At 74.6% G+C, this 17,102-nt stretch carries 15 protein-coding genes; 7 read left to right on the plus strand and 8 right to left on the minus strand.

The genetic code is table 11. From position 1 onward, the window contains the following. Window positions 1-97: 97 nt before the first annotated feature. From NX794_RS17700 to NX794_RS17710, 3 genes are read left to right on the plus strand one after another with little or no spacing between them, the layout of a single operon-like run. Entirely contained in the window at window positions 98-1,327 is a 1,230-nt protein-coding gene (locus NX794_RS17700; protein ID WP_258779516.1) for a lycopene cyclase family protein, read from the plus strand. Further along, the gene (locus tag NX794_RS17705) at window positions 1,324-2,058 is read left to right on the plus strand and encodes a methyltransferase domain-containing protein (RefSeq protein ID WP_258779517.1); all 735 of its coding nucleotides are present in this window, start codon (window positions 1,324-1,326) and stop codon (window positions 2,056-2,058) included. Before NX794_RS17700 ends, NX794_RS17705 begins: the two co-directional genes overlap by 4 nt. Further along, window positions 2,055-3,635: an FAD-dependent oxidoreductase gene (locus tag NX794_RS17710; protein WP_258779518.1), complete on the plus strand. Its 1,581-nt coding sequence runs from the start codon at window positions 2,055-2,057 to the stop codon at window positions 3,633-3,635. Before NX794_RS17705 ends, NX794_RS17710 begins: the two co-directional genes overlap by 4 nt. Before the next feature lie 16 nt (window positions 3,636-3,651). Here NX794_RS17710 and NX794_RS17715 read toward each other — a convergent pair whose 3' ends face one another. The 3 genes from NX794_RS17715 to NX794_RS17725 are packed head-to-tail and all read right to left on the minus strand — an operon-like array spanning window position 3,652 to window position 8,158. Further along, window positions 3,652-5,166, minus strand: coding sequence for a cryptochrome/photolyase family protein (locus NX794_RS17715; RefSeq protein WP_258779519.1), 1,515 nt, complete (start codon window positions 5,164-5,166; stop codon window positions 3,652-3,654). Then, the gene (locus tag NX794_RS17720) at window positions 5,163-6,539 is read right to left on the minus strand and encodes a cryptochrome/photolyase family protein (protein WP_258779520.1); all 1,377 of its coding nucleotides are present in this window, start codon (window positions 6,537-6,539) and stop codon (window positions 5,163-5,165) included. The genes NX794_RS17715 and NX794_RS17720 overlap by 4 nt, the downstream gene beginning before the upstream one ends. Window positions 6,540-6,544: 5 nt before the next feature. Continuing rightward, the gene (locus NX794_RS17725; protein ID WP_258779521.1) at window positions 6,545-8,158 is read right to left on the minus strand and encodes an SDR family oxidoreductase; all 1,614 of its coding nucleotides are present in this window, start codon (window positions 8,156-8,158) and stop codon (window positions 6,545-6,547) included. A gap of 480 nt (window positions 8,159-8,638) precedes the next feature. On the opposite strand from NX794_RS17725, the gene NX794_RS17730 reads away from it, so the two are divergent. Continuing rightward, entirely contained in the window at window positions 8,639-9,070 is a 432-nt protein-coding gene (locus NX794_RS17730; protein ID WP_258779522.1) for an SsgA family sporulation/cell division regulator, read from the plus strand. 36 nt (window positions 9,071-9,106) lie between these two features. Here the strand turns inward: NX794_RS17730 and NX794_RS17735 are convergent, their stop codons facing one another. Both NX794_RS17735 and NX794_RS17740 read right to left on the minus strand, forming a co-directional pair. Then, window positions 9,107-9,538 (minus strand): response regulator, encoded by a 432-nt coding sequence (locus NX794_RS17735; RefSeq protein WP_258779523.1) that lies wholly within the window; start codon window positions 9,536-9,538, stop codon window positions 9,107-9,109. A 3-nt stretch (window positions 9,539-9,541) separates the two neighbouring features. Beyond that, window positions 9,542-9,907: a hypothetical protein gene (locus tag NX794_RS17740; protein WP_258779524.1), complete on the minus strand. Its 366-nt coding sequence runs from the start codon at window positions 9,905-9,907 to the stop codon at window positions 9,542-9,544. A 115-nt stretch (window positions 9,908-10,022) separates the two neighbouring features. On the opposite strand from NX794_RS17740, the gene NX794_RS17745 reads away from it, so the two are divergent. The 3 genes from NX794_RS17745 (at window position 10,023) to NX794_RS17755 (ending at window position 13,808) form a co-directional block, all read left to right on the plus strand. Further along, entirely contained in the window at window positions 10,023-11,600 is a 1,578-nt protein-coding gene (locus NX794_RS17745) for a sensor histidine kinase (protein WP_258779525.1), read from the plus strand. Further along, window positions 11,597-12,808: a PP2C family protein-serine/threonine phosphatase gene (locus NX794_RS17750; protein ID WP_258779526.1), complete on the plus strand. Its 1,212-nt coding sequence runs from the start codon at window positions 11,597-11,599 to the stop codon at window positions 12,806-12,808. Before NX794_RS17745 ends, NX794_RS17750 begins: the two co-directional genes overlap by 4 nt. 136 nt (window positions 12,809-12,944) lie before the next feature. Then, window positions 12,945-13,808, plus strand: a complete 864-nt coding sequence (locus NX794_RS17755) for a restriction endonuclease (RefSeq protein ID WP_258779527.1) — start codon at window positions 12,945-12,947, stop codon at window positions 13,806-13,808. An 8-nt stretch (window positions 13,809-13,816) separates the two neighbouring features. Here NX794_RS17755 and NX794_RS17760 read toward each other — a convergent pair whose 3' ends face one another. The 3 genes from NX794_RS17760 to NX794_RS17770 are packed head-to-tail and all read right to left on the minus strand — an operon-like array spanning window position 13,817 to window position 16,940. Beyond that, window positions 13,817-14,167: an STAS domain-containing protein gene (locus NX794_RS17760; RefSeq protein ID WP_258779528.1), complete on the minus strand. Its 351-nt coding sequence runs from the start codon at window positions 14,165-14,167 to the stop codon at window positions 13,817-13,819. Continuing rightward, window positions 14,164-15,255 (minus strand): cobalamin B12-binding domain-containing protein, encoded by a 1,092-nt coding sequence (locus NX794_RS17765; protein WP_258779529.1) that lies wholly within the window; start codon window positions 15,253-15,255, stop codon window positions 14,164-14,166. Before NX794_RS17765 ends, NX794_RS17760 begins: the two co-directional genes overlap by 4 nt. Continuing rightward, window positions 15,252-16,940 (minus strand): PP2C family protein-serine/threonine phosphatase, encoded by a 1,689-nt coding sequence (locus tag NX794_RS17770; protein ID WP_258779530.1) that lies wholly within the window; start codon window positions 16,938-16,940, stop codon window positions 15,252-15,254. The genes NX794_RS17765 and NX794_RS17770 overlap by 4 nt, the downstream gene beginning before the upstream one ends. Window positions 16,941-17,102 lie beyond the last annotated feature (162 nt).

Raw genomic sequence — 17,102 nt, forward strand, 5'->3', positions numbered from 1 at the left:
AGGGGCCCCCTGGCGCCCGACACGCTCCCGGCTGCATCCGCCGGGGCCGGTGGCCGGGAAGACTGGCCGGATCGACCGGCCCGGGAAGGGAGCCGCCGTGCGGGTGGAGTCGGATGTCGCCGTCGTGGGCGCCGGGGCCGCGGGGCTGTCGCTGGCGCTGCGGCTGGCGGCGCCGCCCGCGGCCGGGCGCGCGGTCACGGCGGTGCTGCTGGCGGCGCCGCCCGGCCCGCTGCGGGCGCCCCGGCGCACCTGGTGCTGGTGGGAGGCGGGGGCCGGCCCGTACGACGCGGCGCTGACCGCCTGCTGGGACCGGCTGCGGGTGCGCTCCGGCGACCGGACCGTGCGGGCCGGCATCGCGCCCCTGCGCTACAAGATGCTGCGCTCGGAGGCGTTCGAAGAACTGGCGGGCCGGGCGCTCGCGGGGAGCCGGTGGGTGCGGACCGTCGAGGCCGTCGTGGAGCGCGTCGAGTCCGTGCCGGGCGGCGCGCTGGTGCACGCCCTGGGCGCCGACGGCCGGCCGGTGACGGTACGTGCCCGCTGGGTGTTCGACTCCCGGCCGCCGGCGCGGCTGCCGCCGGCCCGCACGACGCTGCTCCAGCACTTCCGCGGCTGGTTCGTCCGCACCCGGGAGCCGGTGTTCGACCCCACGACCGTGGAGTTCATGGACTTCCGCACGCCGCAGCCGGAGCACGGCCTGTCGTTCGGCTATGTGCTGCCGACCGCCCCGGACCGGGCGCTGGTGGAGTACACGGAGTTCTCCGGGCGCGTGCTCGGCCGGGACGCGTACGACGGCGCGCTGCGGCACTACCTCACCGGCGTCCTGGGGGTCGGCGAGCACCGGGTCACGGAGTGCGAGCAAGGTGTCATCCCGATGACGGACGCCGACTTCTCCCGGCGGAGCGCGGCGCGCGTGTTCCGGATCGGGGCTGCGGCCGGGGCCACCCGGCCCGCGACCGGCTACACCTTCAGCGCCGTGCAGCGGCAGACCGCCGCCGTGGCCGCCGCGCTGTACGCGGGACGCGAGCCGCTGCCCCCGCTCCCCCACTCGGCCAGGTCCCGGCTGATGGACGCCGTCCTGCTGCACGCCCTCGACCGCGGCCGGGTGGACGGCCCGGAGTTCTTCACCCGGCTGTTCGCCCGGGTGCCCGCACCCCGCCTGCTGCGCTTCCTGGACGGGCGCACCAGCCTGCCGGAGGACCTGTCCATCGGGCTGCACGTGCCCGTCGCCGCGATGCTCGGCTCGGCCGTCGCCCTGCCGTTCACCCCGCGCCGCCCCTCCCCGACCGCCCGGCTCCCCCGTACGACGACCCCTCAGGAGATGGCATGACCGTACTGCGCGACGCCGACCTGGCCGCCGCGTTCGACCACGCGGCCCGCAGCTACGACACGCTGGTGGCCGCCAACCCCGGCTACCACGCGCACCTGCGCCGGTCCGCCCGGCGCCTGGGCCTGCCCGACGGCGGCGCGGGGCTGCGGGTGCTGGATCTCGGCTGCGGCACGGGCGCCTCGACGGCCGCGCTGGCCGCCGTACTGCCCGGCGCGGACCTCACCGCCGTCGACGCCTCCGCCGGGATGCTGCGCGAGGCCTCCCGGCGGCCCTGGCCGCGTCCGGTGCGGTTCGTGCACGCGCCGGTGGAGCGGCTGGCCGAGGCCGGGGTGCGGGGCCCGTTCGACGCGGTGTTCGCCGCGTACCTGCTGCGCAACACCGCCGACCCGGACGCCGTACTCGCCCACGCGTACGGTCTGCTGGCCCCGTACGGCCGGCTGGCGGTGCACGAGTACGCGCTCAGCGGGCATCCGGCGCACCGGGCGGTGTGGACGGCGGTGGTCGGCGGCTGCGTGCTGCCGGTCGCCTCGCTGCTCGGCGACGGCCCGCTCTACCGGCACCTGTGGCGCGGTGTCGTCGCCTTCGACACGGCCGGCGAACTGGCCGACCGGGTGCGGCGCTCGGGGTTCGACCGGGTGCGGCTCCTGCCGTTGCCGGGCTGGCAGACCGGCATCACCCACACCGTGGTCGCCCGGCGCCCGGCCGCCGACGCCGGGGAGGCGGGGCGATGACCGGCCTCCCCGACGGCGGCGGACCTGTGCCCCGTCCCGGCCGGGACCGGCGGGCCCGGCTGCTGCCCGCACCGCCCGGCGCCGCGCGCGCCGAAGCGGACGGCGTGCCGCGCGTGGCGGTCGTCGGGGGCGGCATCGCCGGGCTCACCGCGGCCACGGCGCTGGCCGAGCGCGGGGTGGCGGTCACCCTGTACGAGCGGGACGGCCGGCTCGGCGGCCGGCTGGCGGGGTGGCCGACCCGGCTGGCGGACGGTACGACGGTGACGATGAGCCGGGGCTTCCACGCCTTCTTCCGGCAGTACTACAACCTGCGCGCCCTGCTGCGCCGTACCGACCCCGCCCTGTGCCGGCTGACCGGCCTGCCCGACTACCCGCTGCGGCACGGCAGCGGCCGGCGGGACAGCTTCCGGCGGGTGCCGCGCACCCCGCCGCTGAGCGCGCTCGGCTTCGTCGCGCTGAGCAACTCGTTCACGGTCCGCGATCTGGCCGGGATGAACCCGCGGGCCGCGCTGCCGCTGCTGGACGTGCGGGTGCCCGGGGTGTACGAGCGGCTGGACCGGGTCAGCGCCTTCGACTTCCTGGAGGCGATCGGGTTCCCGGCGGCGGCGCGGCACCTGGCGTTCGAGGTGTTCTCGCGCAGCTTCTTCGCCGATCCCCGGCGGCTGTCGGCGGCGGAGATGGCGCTGATGTTCCACGTCTACTTCCTCGGCTCGGCCGAGGGCCTGCTGTTCGACGTGCCCCGCGAGCCGTTCCCGCAGGCGCTGTGGGACCCGCTGGCGGAGCGGCTGGACCGGCTCGGCGCGCGGGTGCGCACCGGCACCGCGGTCGGGGAGGTCGCGGTCGGGTCTGCGGGCGGCTTCACCGTGGTCTCCCCGGCGGGTGCGGAGGCGTACGACGCGGTGGTGCTCGCGCTCGACCCGGCGGGGCTGCGCGCGCTGGTGGAGCGGTCCGGGGGGCTCGGGGACGCCGGGTGGCGGGAGCGGATCGCGCGGCTGCGGACCGCGCCGCCGTTCCTGGTCTCCCGGCTGTGGCTGGACCGGCCCGTGCGCCCCGGCCGGCCGGGGTTCCTGGGCACCAGCGGGTACGGCCCGCTGGACAACGTCAGCGTGCTCAGCGACTGGGAGGGCGAGGCCGCGCGGTGGGCCGCCCGCACCGGCGGCTCGGTCCTGGAACTGCACGCCTACGCGCTGCCCGAGAGCCCCGGGGACACCGACCGGGCGGCCACGCAGCGGGAACTCCTCGCCGAACTGCGCCGGGTCTATCCGGAGACGGGCGAGGCCCGGGTGGTCGACGCCCGGCACGAGTGGCGCGCCGACTGCCCGCTGTTCCCGGTCGGCGGGTACGCCGACCGGCCGACGGTGGGCACCCCGACGCCCGGTCTGGTCGTCGCGGGCGACACGGTCCGCACCGGTCTGCCCGTGGCCCTGATGGAGCGGGCGGCCACCAGCGGTTTCCTGGCCGCCAACACGCTGCTGGGCCGGTGGGGACTGCGCGGGCACGCCCTGTGGACGGTGCCCGACCGGGGCCGCTCGGCCCCCTTGCGATGGGCGGCGGCACGGGCGAGCGGCGGCCGGTGAGCCGACCGGGGCCGGGTCAGGGCGGCGCCTCGTCCCAGCGCCGGTCGGTGGCCAGGACGTCGTCCAGGTCGCCGAGCCGGTCCAGGCCCTGGACGGCGCGTACGGTGCGCTGGTTGCCGGCCAGCAGGGCGCGGTGGCGGTGGGCGAAGGACCAGTACCCGGTGGTGTAGGGGCAGGCCCGGTCGCCGGTGCGGTCGGTGGGGCGGTAGGCGCAGCCGGCGCACAGGTCGCTCATGCGGTGGATGTAGGCGCCGCCCGAGGTGTACGGCTTGGTCGTCATCCGGCCGCCGTCGGCGTACTGGGACATGCCGGTGACGTTGGGCACCATGACCCAGTCGTAGCCGTCGACGAAGCCGCGGTGGAACCAGTCGGTCAGCTCGCGCGGGTCCCAGCCGCGCTGGAGGGCGAAGCCGCCCAGCACCATCAGCCGGGGGATGTGGTGCGTCCAGCCGGTGTCGCGTACCTGGGCGAGGACGGTGGCCAGGCAGCGGGCGGTGACGGCGTCCGCGTCCAGCTCCCGGAACCAGTCGGGCAGCGGGGCGTCGTGGCGCAGCGCGTTGCGGTGGCGGTAGTCGTCGCCGAAGTACCAGTAGAGCTGCCAGACGTACTCCCGCCAGCCGGCGATCTGCCGGACGAACCCCTCGGCGCTGTTGACGGGGGCGCGGCCGGCGCGCCAGGCGTCCTCGGCGGCCGTCACGCACTCGGCGGGGTCGAGCAGACCGAGGTTGAGGGAGGACGACAGCAGGCTGTGGCTCATCACCGGGTCGGCGGCGAGCATGGCGTCCTCGTGCGGGCCGAACCCGGCGAGCCGGTGCTCGGTGAACCGCCGCAGCGCGGCCAGTGCCTCGCGGCGGGAGGCGGGGAACAGGCGGGGGCCGTCGCGGCCGACGAAGCGGATGCCCTCCTCGCGCTCCCAGCGGTCCAGGTCGGCCCGGACCTCCGCGTCGATGTCGTCCTCGCGCGGCCGGTACGGCGCGGGGGCGCCGAGCGTGGCGGTCTTGCGGGGCGGTGGCTCGCGGTTGGCGTGGTCGTGGTTCCAGTGCCCGCCGGCCGGGGTGTCGCCGTCCATCAGCAGGTCCAGCGCGCGGCGTACCCAGTGGTAGAAGTCCTCCTGCCGCAGCCGGCCGCCGCCGTGCCCGTCCGCCCAGACGCGGAAGTCCTCGTGCGGCAGCAGGAAGCCGCGCGCGGGCAGGACGCGCACGCCGGGCAGGGCGCGGACCAGGCGGGCGGCGGCGTACGAGGTGGGGTGGTGGACGGTCACCGGTGCGTCGCCGACGGCCTCGCGCAGCCCCTCGCGGTAGGTCTCGGCGCGCATGTAGCGGACCCGGCCGTCCAGCTCGGCGGCGCGGTGGCGCATCGCGGACAGCACCAGGTGGGCCTTGGCCCGGTGGAAGCGGTGGCGGCGGAACACCGCGCGGGACTCGATCATCACCACCGGTGCGTCCCGGCCGGGGCCGCCCGCGCCGGGGGTGAGGAAGTGCGGGCCGAGCTGGTCGCCGAAGAGCCAGTGGGCCGGTGCCGTCCCGGTCACGGCTGCTTGCCGCGGGCGCGCCGGAAGCGGTCCAGGCCGTCGGCGAGTCCGACGACCGGGCCGGGGTAGTCCAGGGCGGCCCGGTCCGGTTCGGGCAGCTTCCACGGCTCGTGCACCAACGGGGCTGCCACCTCGGCGAGTTCGGGGACCCACCGGTGGACGTAGGCGCCCTCGGGGTCGTACTTCTTGCCCTGGGTGACCGGGTTGAGGACCCGGTTGGGGCGGGTGTCGGTGCCCGTGCCGGCCATCCACTGCCAGTTGAGCTGGTTGTTGGCGAGGTCCCCGTCGACCAGCCAGTGCAGGAAGTGGGCGGCGCCGATCCGCCAGTCGACGTAGAGCGTCTTGGTCAGGAAGCTGGCGGTGAGGAGCCGGGCGCGGTTGTGCATCCAGCCCTCCTCGCGCAGTTGCCGCATCGCGGCGTCGACGACCGGGTAGCCGGTGCGGCCCTCGCGCCAGGCGTCGATGTCGGCGCCGGCGGTGCGCTCCGTGCGCCAGCGGTCGTGCTTGGACCGGTAGTCGTCGTGGGCCGCCCGGGGCCGCGCGGCGAGCACCTGGCGGTGGAAGTCGCGCCAGGCCAGCTGCCGGACGAACGCCTCGGCGCCGGTCCCGCCGGACTTGCGCGCCCGCTGCACCAGCTCGGTGGGGGACAGCGTGCCGAAGTGCAGAGGGGCGGAGAGCCGGGAGGTGGCGTCGGCGGCCAGGTCGTCGTGGGTGTCGGCGTAGGCGCCGAGGCCCCGGCGCCAGTAGGCGGTCACCTGTTTGCGGGCCGCGCTCTCGCCGCCCGGCGGCAGCTTCGGGGAGAGGCCGGTGGTCTCGTCGCGCACGGGAAGCGCCTCGCCCTTCACGTCCTCGGGCACCGGCACCTTGCGCGGCGGTCCGGTGACGGGCCGCAGGTGCTCTTGCGTCCAGCGCCGGTAGTACGGGGTGAAGACGGCGAAGTGGTCGGAGGAGGCCGGGGTGGCCGCTCCGGGCGGTACGACGACCGTCACCGCGTCGTGCACGAAGAGCCGGCGGCCCGCCTCCTCCAGGGCCGCGCGCAGCCGCTCCTCGCGGTGCGCGGCGAACGCGCTGTGTCCGGCCGACATGTGCACCTCGTCGGCGTCCGCCTCGGTCACCACCCGGCACACCTCCTCGACCAGGTCGCCGGAGCGCACCACGAGCCGGCCGCCCCGGTCGCGCAGCGAGGCGTCCAGGTCCCGGAGGCAGTCCGCGAGGAAGGCCGACCGGTTGGGCGCGGCGAAGCCGGCCGCCTCGACCGCGCGGTCCCGGACGAACAGCGGGACGACGGCGTCGGCGGCGTCCAGGGCCGCGCGCAGCGGCGGATGGTCGTACAGGCGGAGATCGCCGGTGAACAGGACGACCGAGACGTGCATGAGCGTCAGCTTCTTCCGGTGGAGCGTCGGGAACCGGTACGGACGCTCCTGTCTTCGGTCCCGGCCGGCGCGCTGGATGCACCCGGCCGGGGGTGCCGCGCGGACGCGGTGCGTTCGGCGGCCCGGACGATGTTGCGGGCCATGCCGCCGAAGACGACCGCGTGGAAGGGGGACACGCTCCACCAGTAGAGCTGGCCGAGCAGTCCGCGCGGGTGGAACAGGGCGCGCTGCCGGTACCGGACGGGTTCGCCGTCCGCGCCGTCCACCCGCATCTCCAGCCAGGCCAGGCCGGGCAGCCGCATCTCGGCGCGGAGCCGCAGCAGCCGGCCGCGTTCGATCTCCTCGACCCGCCAGAAGTCCAGCGAGTCGCCGACCCGCAGCCGCCGGGCGTCGCGGCGGCCCCGGCGCAGGCCGACGCCGCCCACGAGGCGGTCGAGCCAGCCGCGTACCGCCCAGGCCAGCGGGAAGGAGTACCAGCCGTTCTCGCCTCCGATGCCCTCGACGACGTCCCACAGCGCTTCGGGCGGTACGGCGGCCACGCGTTCGCGTTCGTCGGTGTAGAGGCTGCCGCCCGCCCAGTCGGGGTCGGTGGGCAGCGGGTCGCTGGGCGCTCCGGGGACGGCGGCGGAGGACCACCGGGTGACGACCTGGGCGTCCTGGATGCGCTGGAGGGCGAGGGCGACGGCGCGGTGGAAGCCGATGGGGTGGCCGGGCGGGTCGGGTACGTACCGTTCGATGTCGTGGTCCCGGCAGACCACCTCGTGCCGCAGGGACTCGGTCAGGGGGCGGGCGATGGAGGCGGGGACCGGGGTCACCAGGCCGACCCAGTGGCTGGACAGCCCGGGGGTGAGCACGGGCACGGGCACGATGAGCCGCCGGGGCAGCCCGGCCACGGCCGCGTAGCCGCGCATCATGTCGAGGTACGTCAGCACGTCGGGGCCGCCGATGTCGAAGGCGCGGTTGACGTCGGGCGGGAGGGTGGCGCAGCCGGCCAGCAGACGCAGGACGTCGCGTACGGCGATCGGCTGGATCCGGGTGTGCACCCAGCGGGGGGTGACCATCACCGGCAGCCGCTCGGTCAGGTAGCGCAGCATCTCGAAGCTGGCGGAGCCGGACCCGATGATCACGGCGGCCCGCAGGACGGCGGTCGGCACACCGGAGTCGAGCAGGATGCGGCCGACCTCGGCGCGGGAGCGCAGGTGCGGCGAGAGTTCCCGCTCGGGCACCGAGGCGGGGGTCAGACCGCCGAGGTAGACGAGCCGGCCGACGCCCGCGAGGTGCGCCTGCTCGCCGAAGACGCGGGCCGCCTTCCGGTCGGTGTCCTCGAACCCGCGTCCGGTGCCGAGGGCGTGCACGAGGTAGTAGGCCACGTCCACACCGCGCATCGCCGCCGCCACCGACCCGGGGTCGGTCACGTCGCCCCTGACGATCTCCACCCGGCCGGCCCACGGGTGGTCCCGCAGCTTGTCCGGGGTACGGACCAGGCAGCGCACCCGGTGTCCCGCGTCGAGCAGTTCCGGGACCAGCCGGCCGCCGATGTACCCGGTGGCACCGGTCACCAGACAGGTCAGCCCGCTGTCCGTCCGCTCCGCGCCCGAGGTGGTGTCGTCATCGCCCATGATCCCTACCGTCACCTGCCCACTCGCTGTCACACCGCTCACACGACGCCTGTCGTCCCTCTTCTACGGTGCGAGCGAGACCCCTGGATGCGCCCGGGGGCACGGGCCGGTCGGGTGACGGGGCGCCGCCACAACCGACGGCGAGCGGCGCGCGGCCATGCCGACCAGCGGCCAGGGACGCCGTACGGCGATGACGGGCGTCGCCCGGAGGTGCCCCGCCCGGAACCCCGCTACGGTCGAGGGAGCGCCGGGCGACCTCGTCGGTGCCGGTGACCGTCCGGGCAGCCGAGGGGGCCGGCACCGGGTGGTTCACCCGGACGGCCCCGTATTGCCGGGCGGCCGACGGGGCAGCCGCCCCGTTGTCGTCGGGGTGTGATGCCGCGCGCCCGGGAAAGGGTGCCGCGGTCGGTCCCCCGCACAGGGCGCGGGATCTCCGCACGATCCGGGACGCGTCGTTCCCCCTCATCTCCGAGAGGCGTCATGAACCCGACCGACCGGACCGAGCGTCCGTACCTCGATCTGACCGTCCAGCTGGTTCTCGGCGCCGCGGCGGCTGTGCCGGTCGGGGTCCGGCTGGGGTACGACCCGGCCGATCCGCTGGCCGTGCGGCTGGACTTCCACGGGGCCTCCGAGGCGGTGCCGCCGTGGTTCCTCTCGCGGGACCAGCTGCGCGGCGGGCTGCGTACTCCCACCGGTGAGGGCAACGTGCGCGTCTGCCCGCCCTGCGCCTGTCACGGCCCGGGAACGGTGCGGATCGTGCTGCGGGGCCGGGAGGGGGCCGCGGTGCTGTACGTGCCGGCCGCGCCGCTGCGCGGCTGGCTCGCCGGGACGTTCGCCGCGGTACCGGCGGGCACGGAGGGCACCCTCATCCACTGGGACGAGGTCGTCACGGAGCTGCTGCGGCACGGCTGAACCGGCCCCGGCGGCGCCGGGGCCGGTGGCGCGCGGCTACTCCTTGGGGGGCTTGACCGCGATGTCGAGGTAGAAGCTGTCGATGCTGCGGACCGCCGCCTCGAACTCCTCCAGGTTCACCGGCTTGGTGACGTACGCGTTGGCGTGGTGGTGGTAGGCGCCGGTGACGTCGTCGGGCGCCGCGGACGTGGTCAGCACCACGACGGGGATGGTGCGCAGCTCGGCGTCCTCCTTCACCACCGCGAGGAACTCCCGTCCGTTCATGCGCGGCATGTTCAGGTCGAGCACGATGAGGTCGGGCCGCTCGTTCGCGGGGTCGCGCAGGTAGTCCAGGGCCGCCATACCGTCGGAGACCTGGGTCAGGTTGCGGGTACCGCGCTCGGCGAGGGCGTCCTGGATGAGCATCGCGTCGGCGACGTCGTCCTCGACGAGCAGAACGTCGTAGGGGCGGGTGGCGGCAGCAGCCATGGGTCACGAACTCCGGAGTTCTGGATGCGGGGTCGGGGGGGTGATGCGGTTGCTCGTCAGACCGGGCCGGCGCCGTCGGGCTCCTTGCCGGCTCATGCCGACGGCCTGGCCGATCTCGGGATGTCCTGCGCCGCTCTCGGCCGTCACGTGGGCCGCCTGGTCTTCCAGCTGTCGGACGGCCTGCCGCACGCGGCGCAGGACGCCCAGCCGCGTCAGTGCTCGCCGGCGGGCCTCGACGGCCGCCTCCACCGGTTCCCCCGTCGGGTGGAGGCCGTCCAGGGCGAGACGCCGGGCGAGTTCGTCCACCACCTGGGTCACGAGCGCGGCCGTCTCCCCAGGCGGGTGTGGCGTGCGGGCGGGACCAGGCATGGATCCACCCTAGGCTGTGGGCCCGAGATGGGACAACATGTGTTGTCCTGCCATGGGTACAGTGTGCTTGCCACATGACAACTATGCCCTATCCGAGGGAGCGAAGCAGACCGCTATGAACACCGACCCGTCCGACGACCAGGGAGCACTCTCCGGCTGGACCACCCGGCGCTGGCTGCGGACCGGTGTGGCCACGACCATGGTCGTCCTCGCTGTGCTGGGCTCCCTGGGCGGCTGGGCGATGTGGCGCACGTCGCGGATCACGGCCGAGCTGGTCGACAGCCGCTCACCCGCCCTGATCGAGGCGATCCGGCTGGAGAGCGCCCTGATCAACCAGGAGACCGGGACGCGCGGGTACGGCCTGTCGGGGCGCGCGGACTTCCTCCAGCCTTACACACAGGGCACGGCCGACGAGCAGACGGCCCTGCGGCGGCTGCGCCCCCTGGTTGAGCACGACCCGCGGGCCCGCGCCGACCTGGCCGCCGTGGAGAAGCGCGCCGAGGCCTGGCAGCAGCGCATAGCCGTCCCCGTGTCGAAGTCCCCGGCGGCGGAGGCGGTGCGGCTCGCCGCCCGGCGGGCGACGGAGGGCAAGTCCCTGTTCGACGCCCTGCGCCGCACGATGACCCGCCAGCAGGCCCACCTCCAGGACGAACGGGCAGCGGCGAGCGACGACCTGCGCCACGCGCAGAATCTTCGGAACTGGGTGTTCGCCGTCATCGCCCTTGTGATCCTCGTGGTGGCGGCCCTGGTCTTCGAGGGGCTGCGGCGGGGCGTCACCGGCCCGCTCACCCGGCTCGGCTCGGCCGCCCGTGACGTGGCCCAGGGCCGCTTCGACCGCGCCATCACCGGCACCGGCCCGGCCGACCTGCGCGCCCTGGCCGCCGACGTCGACTCGATGCGCCGCAGGCTGGTGGAGGAGCTGGAGTACACCGAGCGCTCCCGCCGGCTGCTGGACGAGCAGGCGGAGGACCTGCGGCGGTCCAACACGGAGCTGGAGCAGTTCGCCTACGTCGCCTCGCACGACCTCCAGGAGCCGCTGCGCAAGGTGTCGAGCTTCACCCAGCTCCTCCAGCGGCGCTACGGCGGCCAGCTCGACGCGAAGGCCGACCAGTACATCGCGTTCGCCGTCGACGGCGCCAACCGTATGCAGGTCCTCATCAACGACCTGCTCGCGTTCTCCCGGGTCGGCCGGGTGCACAACGACCACCAGACCGTCGATCTGGAGGCGGTCTTCGGCCGGACCGTGGAGAATCTCAGCGTGACAGTCGAGGAGACCGGCGCCGAGATCACCCACGACACGCTGCCCACCGTGGTCGGGGACAGCACCCAGCTCGGCATGCTCTGGCAGAACCTGCTGTCGAACGCCGTCAAGTTCCGCAGCCCCGACCGGCCGCCGCGCATCCACGTCAGCGCCGGGCGCGAGGGCGACGAGTGGGAGTTCGCGGTGGCGGACAACGGCATCGGCATCGCACCGGAGTTCCGGGAGAAGGTCTTCGTCCTCTTCCAGCGGCTGCACACCAAGGACGCCTACCCGGGCACCGGCATCGGGCTGGCGATGTGCAAGAAGGTCGTGGAGTTCCACGGCGGACGGATCGGGATCGACTCCGAGCACACGCCGGGCACCCGTATCGTCTTCACCCTGCCCGTCGCCGGGACCGCAGCGGCGCCTTCGGAGCGAAGGACACAGCCGTGACCGATCAACTCCTGGGCCGCGCGGAGCAGTTCCGGGTCCTGCTGGTGGAGGACGACGACGGGGACGCCCTCCTGGTCGAGGAACTGCTGCACGACACCGGTCTGCCGCACACCCTCGCGCGCTGCCGGTCCGCCGCCGAGGCACGCGTGACGCTGGCGGCGGACGCCGTCGACTGCGTCCTGCTCGACCTGCACCTGCCCGACGCCTCCGGCGTGGAGACGGTGCAGGCGATCCAGGGGGACACCCATGCCGCCATCATCGTCCTGACCGGACTGGACGAGCCGCGCGCCGGTGTCGACGCCCTCGCGGCCGGCGCCCAGGACTACCTGATCAAGGGCAAGGTCGAGCCGGACCTGATGCAGCGCGCCGTCCGCTACGCCGTCGAGCGGAAGCAGGCCGAGCGGGCCAACGCCGCCCTCCAGATCGGCCGGCTGCGCGCGGAGGAGAACGCGCGTCTGGAGCGCGGGCTGCTGCCCGAGCCCCTGCTGTCCTCCGACGCCGTCACCGCCTCCAGCCGCTACTACCCGGGGCGCGCCCAGGCCCTGCTGGGCGGCGACTTCCTGGACGTCGTGCAAACCGACGACGGACAGGTGCACGCGGTCATCGGAGACGTCAGCGGACACGGCCCCGACGCGGCGGCGCTCGGCGTCTGCCTGCGCATCGCCTGGCGTGCCCTGACCCTCGGCGGCCACCGCGACCAGCAGCTGCTCCACCTCCTGGAGCAGATACACATCGCGGAACGGGCCAACAGCGACCTGTTCACCACCTGCACCCTCATCACCCTCGACCCGGACGCGGCGACCATGACGCTGCACCTGGCCGGCCACCACGAGCCCCTCATGGTGACCCCGGACCACACCCAGCAGGTCGCGGCGGCCCACGGCATCGCCCTCGGCATCGCGCCCGGACTCGGGAAGTGGCCCTCGACCACCCTCGAACTGCCCGCGCGCGGCGCCCTGATCGCCTACACCGACGGGCTCATCGAGGGCTTCGCGGACAGTGCGGGAGCCCGGCTCGGAGTGGAGGGCCTGCTGGGGATCATCGACCGGATCCACGCGCCCGACCCCGGCACCCACCTCGACCAGCTCATCAACCGGACCCGGACCCTCAACGCCGACCGGCACACCGACGATCTGGCCGTACTGCGTCTGGACTGGAACACCGGCACGCTCGGGAAGCTGGTGAGCGCCTGGCGCACGGCGCCCTGAACCGACAGGACGTCAGGCGGCGTACGCGCCGTACCCGTTGGGCTTGAGGCACGCGAATCCTCCCGCGTTCGACAGCCGACGATCTTGGGCACCCGTAGACAACCGATCTTCGTTGTCGCCCCGGGAGGAAACCGGCATGACCGTGCCCCTGCGCCCTGTTCGCCCTGTTCGGCCTGTCCACCGTGACCGACGCTTCGACCTGCGGGCGACGGCCCTGTTCTTCCTGCTGCTGGCCATCGCCCTGTGCGTCCTCGCGTTCGCGGCGCGCACCGCGGCCGACGTAGTGGCGCACCGCCCGTTGTGGGCCGTGATCCTGGGGCTGCTGGGCCTCGCGACCGTCGTGGCGGTCCGGCCGAGGTGGCGCCGGTTCTCCGCGGCGAGATACGCGCGGCGGGCGGCCGTCGCCCTGGAGCAGGCGGCCGAGCGGGCGTCGGACAGTCTCCGCGACCCGGTGGCGGCCGCGCCCGGCCCCTCCGTCGCACCGGCGCCGGTACCGGCGGAGCCGTGCGAGTTCACCGTCGCCGGTACCGGTACGGCCACGCTCGGAGCCGACCCCACGACGGCCCTGACGGCCGAGTCGGCGACCGTCCCGCTCGGTCCGGTCGACTACACCGCGCTCGATCCCGACGGGTTCGAGCGGGCCATAGCCGACTTGTGCGAGCGGGACGGCTGCCGGCAGGTGGAGGTGGTGGGCGGCGCCGGCGACCTGGGGGCGGACGTCGTCGGCCGCACGCCGGACGGACGGCTCCTGGTCGTCCAGTGCAAGCAGTACTGCGAGGAGAACAAGGTCGGCTCGCAGGACATGCAGCGTTTCGGGGGGACCTGCTTCACCATCCACGAGGCCGACATAGCCGTGGTCGTCACCACGAGCGACTACACCGCGCCGGCCCTGGAGTACGCCGCTGAGTGCGGGATCCTCTGCGTGAACGGCCAGGAGTTGCGGGCGTGGTGCGAGGGCACGGGCCCGAACCCCTGGGACCTGGTCGGCCTGGAGTCCTGAGCGCCGGCTCACCCCCGGCCGCCCGAGGCGGGGGCGGTCAGGTGCTCCAGGACGTTCGTGACGTGCAGCAGGCGCTCCAGGAAGCCGGGCCGGTTCTCCAGGCGCAGGACGGCCCCGGCGGAGTCGGTACGGCGATGGATCATCAGCAGCGCGGCCAGGCCCGAGGAGTCGATCCACGTCAGGGCGCCGAAGTCGAGGCGTACCTCGCGGGGCGGGGGACCCTCCTCCAGACGCGCCACGACGGCGTCGACGAGGTCCTCGCTCGTGTCGTAGTCCAGCTCGCCGCACACCCGCACGGTCAGCGTGGCGGGTTCGCGGAAGAAGGACAGGGCGAACTCGGCAGGTGAAAGAGAGGTCATACGTGGCTGTCCGGGCCGGGGACGGGACGGTCGGAGTGCTCGCCCAGGGCCGCGACGCCCTCGTGGAGCAGCTTGCCCGCGCGGGGGAAGTCGCGCAGTTGGCCGGACAGAAGGTCCAGGCTCGCCACGAGGGAGTGGGCGGGGACATGGCGGGCGCCGAGGATGTCGGCGGTCCAGGTGAGGAACGACGTGAACAGCTCGGCGTCGTCGACGTAGAGCGCGGTGGCCAGGAAGTCGACTATGTGCGCGATGTCCTCGGCGGTGCGCTCGCGCTGGAAGTCGCTGTAGCTCCGCAGGGCGGGGAAGCGGTTCTCCAGGTCCACCAGGGTCTGCTTGACGAGTTGCGCGCGTGACTGCGCGACCATCGTGTACTCCTGGTCGGCCAGGTGCGGCAGGTCGTCCAGCTGCTGCCGGGTCGCGGACGCGTCCGGGCGCCCCAGGCCGGCGTCGAGCGCGCTCACCGCGCCGCGCGCGTCGGCCGCCCAGCGGTCGGCGCGCAGGGTGCGGGCGTAGCGGCCGTCGGGACCGAAGGCGCGCCCCCCGGCCAGCACGGGTACGCCGACGGCCTGGCAGGCGGTGATGGCGGCGTGTGCCGTCGGCAGGTGGGTGGGGATCGACCCGGACAGCAGGACGGCGTCGGGTCCGGTGTGGTGCAGGTGGGCGACCAGATGCGGGGTCGGGGTCTGGGCGCCCAGGAAGTCGACCCGCCAGCCGTGCAGGGTCAGCACCTCGGCGACGAGCCGGGCCGGGAAGGCGTGCCACTCGCCGTCGACGCAGCTCACCGTGACCCGGCCGCGCCCCGGTGCGCCGGTCGGGCGACCGGGCCGGCGGTGCGCGAGGGAGGCGACGACCCGTTCGTTGATGGCGGTGGCGGCGTGTTCCTGGGCCACGGTGATGCGGTCGGCGGCCCATTCGACGCCGACCTTCTCTTGGACGGGCGCGATGACCTCCAGAAGGAGCGTCTCCTCGTCCGTCCCGTCGGCCAGGGCGTCGTGGAGCAGCCCGGCCGCCGAGCGCTCGTCTCCCTGGACGACGGCCTGCCACAGCCGGTCGGCCAGACCGGCGGCGCTGGGCCGTGCCACTGTCACGTGATCCTCCTGCTTCCCGGACCGCCCGTGTGCCCGCCTGCCTCCGCGTGCCCGCCCACCAGGGTCAGCGCACCCGTGGCGGGAGCGCTGATGGCCACGGCGGCCATGTCGTCGTGCCGGCCGGTGCCGAGCCAGCCGGAGACGAGCATCTGCACGCGTTCCACGACCGCTTCCGCCGGGATGCCGGCGCTCTCGCCGAAGGCCCGGCGCAGCCGGTGCTCGCCGAAGAGCTCGTCGCCCAGGGGGCCGCCGCGGGCCTCGGTGATGCCGTCGGTGTAGAGCAGGCAGGTCTCCCCCGGCGACAGCACCGTCTCCACGGTACGGGCCTTCACGGTCGGCAGGGCGCCCACCAGGGTGCCTTGGGTGGCGACCTCCTCCACCGTGCCGTCGGCCCGGGTGATGAGCGGCGGCAGATGCCCGGCGCTGGTCAGCCGCAGCCGCACCTGACCGCCCCGGCGCCGTACGGACGCCAGCACCAGGGTCGCGAAGCGGGTGTGCCGGGAGGTCAGCAGGGCGCCGTTGAGCAGGTCGAGCACCCGCTGGTGGTTTCCGGCGAGCGGCAGCAGGGCGTGCAGGGTGTTGCGGATCTTCCCGGTGAGCACCGCCGCGTCCAGCCCCTTGCCGGCGACGTCGCCGAGGACCACGAGGGTCTCCTGCGAGGGGTCGGCACCGGGGTGCACGTCGTAGAAGTCGCCGCCGACCCGCTCGTGGTCCTTGGCCGCGCGGTAGCCGCCGGCGTACTCCACCCCGTGCACACCGGTCAGCCGGGGCGGCAGCAGTTCCTGCATCAACGTGGCCGTGACGGTGGCCTGTTCGGTGTAGAGGCGGGCGGCGGAGAGGGCGGCGCCGGCGCGGGCGGCGAAGAGCCGGGCGAAGACCTCCTCGCCCTCGGTGAAGACCTGCTCGGTACTGGAGCGCAGCAGGATGAGCGCGCCCGCGGGGACTCCGTGGCCGGGCAGCGGGGTGACGATCACGGAGCCGACCGCCCCGGAGAACCCGTCGGGGATCACCCAGTCCGGGATGGCACCCGGATCGATCCAGCGGGCCGGCACCGGCGGGAACCCCTGCAGCGCCTCGGCGAGGCCGGGTACGCCGGAGACGTCCACCTGACGGGTGACCTGGGTGACCGGGCCGCCGCGGCGCGCGTAGGTCAGGGGGTGCCGCCGGCCCTGGGGCGGAGCGACGAGGACGGCGGCTTCGGCGAGATGTTCCGCGGCCATGGAGGCGGCCACCTCCGTACAGCGCGGCACGTTCAGGGTGGACAGCAGCGCGCTGGAGACCTCGGAGAGGATCTCCGAGCGCAGCCGGGCGTTGCTCAGCGCGGTCTCGGCCAGGCGCCGGTCGGTCTCGTCGATCAGCCACCAGACCACCTCGCCCTCGCCGACGGGGGTGGGGTGCGCCTCGACGAAGCGGCCGTTGATCCGCCCGGTCGCCGTGCCGAGGGAGCCGTCGTGGGGGCCTTCGCCCATGCGCTGGTGCGCGCCCCACAGCCAGGACGGGACCCGTTCGTGCAGCCGGTCACCGCACTCGGCGTCGGGCAGCAGGGCGCGGGCCGCCCCGTTGATCCGTACGAGCCCGCCGTACCGGTCGACGACGAGGACGGGACAGGGAGCTTCGGTCCACGTGGCGCCGACCCTCGGGTCGACGTCGGGTGGGCGGGCGGAGGAACCGCGGGAGACAGACACAAAAGGAGGCACGCGCCGTGCGCACCCCACCACCTTCCAGCCTCGGGAAAAAGATGCCGTACGGCAACCGTCTCGCACGCCACCGGCCATACGCAAGCCGCCCTCGGAACGCACACGCAAGCCTCACAACCGGCAAGTCCGGCAGTACGCACCCTGTCGTGG

The sequence above is a fragment of the Streptomyces pyxinicus genome (assembly GCF_024753135.1).
Classification (GTDB): Bacteria; Actinomycetota; Actinomycetes; order Streptomycetales; family Streptomycetaceae; genus Streptomyces; species Streptomyces pyxinicus.

Excerpts from the sequence above, each read along its gene's own strand:
- NX794_RS17755 (WP_258779527.1), top strand. The coding sequence starts at position 12,945 with ATGACCGTGCCCCTGCGCCCTGTTCGCCCTGTTCGGCCTGTCCACCGT.
- NX794_RS17760 (WP_258779528.1), bottom strand. The coding sequence starts at position 14,167 with ATGACCTCTCTTTCACCTGCCGAGTTCGCCCTGTCCTTCTTCCGCGAA.
- NX794_RS17725 (WP_258779521.1), bottom strand. The coding sequence starts at position 8,158 with ATGGGCGATGACGACACCACCTCGGGCGCGGAGCGGACGGACAGCGGG.
- NX794_RS17735 (WP_258779523.1), bottom strand. The coding sequence starts at position 9,538 with ATGGCTGCTGCCGCCACCCGCCCCTACGACGTTCTGCTCGTCGAGGAC.
- NX794_RS17745 (WP_258779525.1), top strand. The coding sequence starts at position 10,023 with ATGAACACCGACCCGTCCGACGACCAGGGAGCACTCTCCGGCTGGACC.
- NX794_RS17720 (WP_258779520.1), bottom strand. The coding sequence starts at position 6,539 with ATGCACGTCTCGGTCGTCCTGTTCACCGGCGATCTCCGCCTGTACGAC.
- NX794_RS17730 (WP_258779522.1), top strand. The coding sequence starts at position 8,639 with ATGAACCCGACCGACCGGACCGAGCGTCCGTACCTCGATCTGACCGTC.
- NX794_RS17740 (WP_258779524.1), bottom strand. The coding sequence starts at position 9,907 with ATGCCTGGTCCCGCCCGCACGCCACACCCGCCTGGGGAGACGGCCGCG.
- NX794_RS17705 (WP_258779517.1), top strand. The coding sequence starts at position 1,324 with ATGACCGTACTGCGCGACGCCGACCTGGCCGCCGCGTTCGACCACGCG.
- NX794_RS17710 (WP_258779518.1), top strand. The coding sequence starts at position 2,055 with ATGACCGGCCTCCCCGACGGCGGCGGACCTGTGCCCCGTCCCGGCCGG.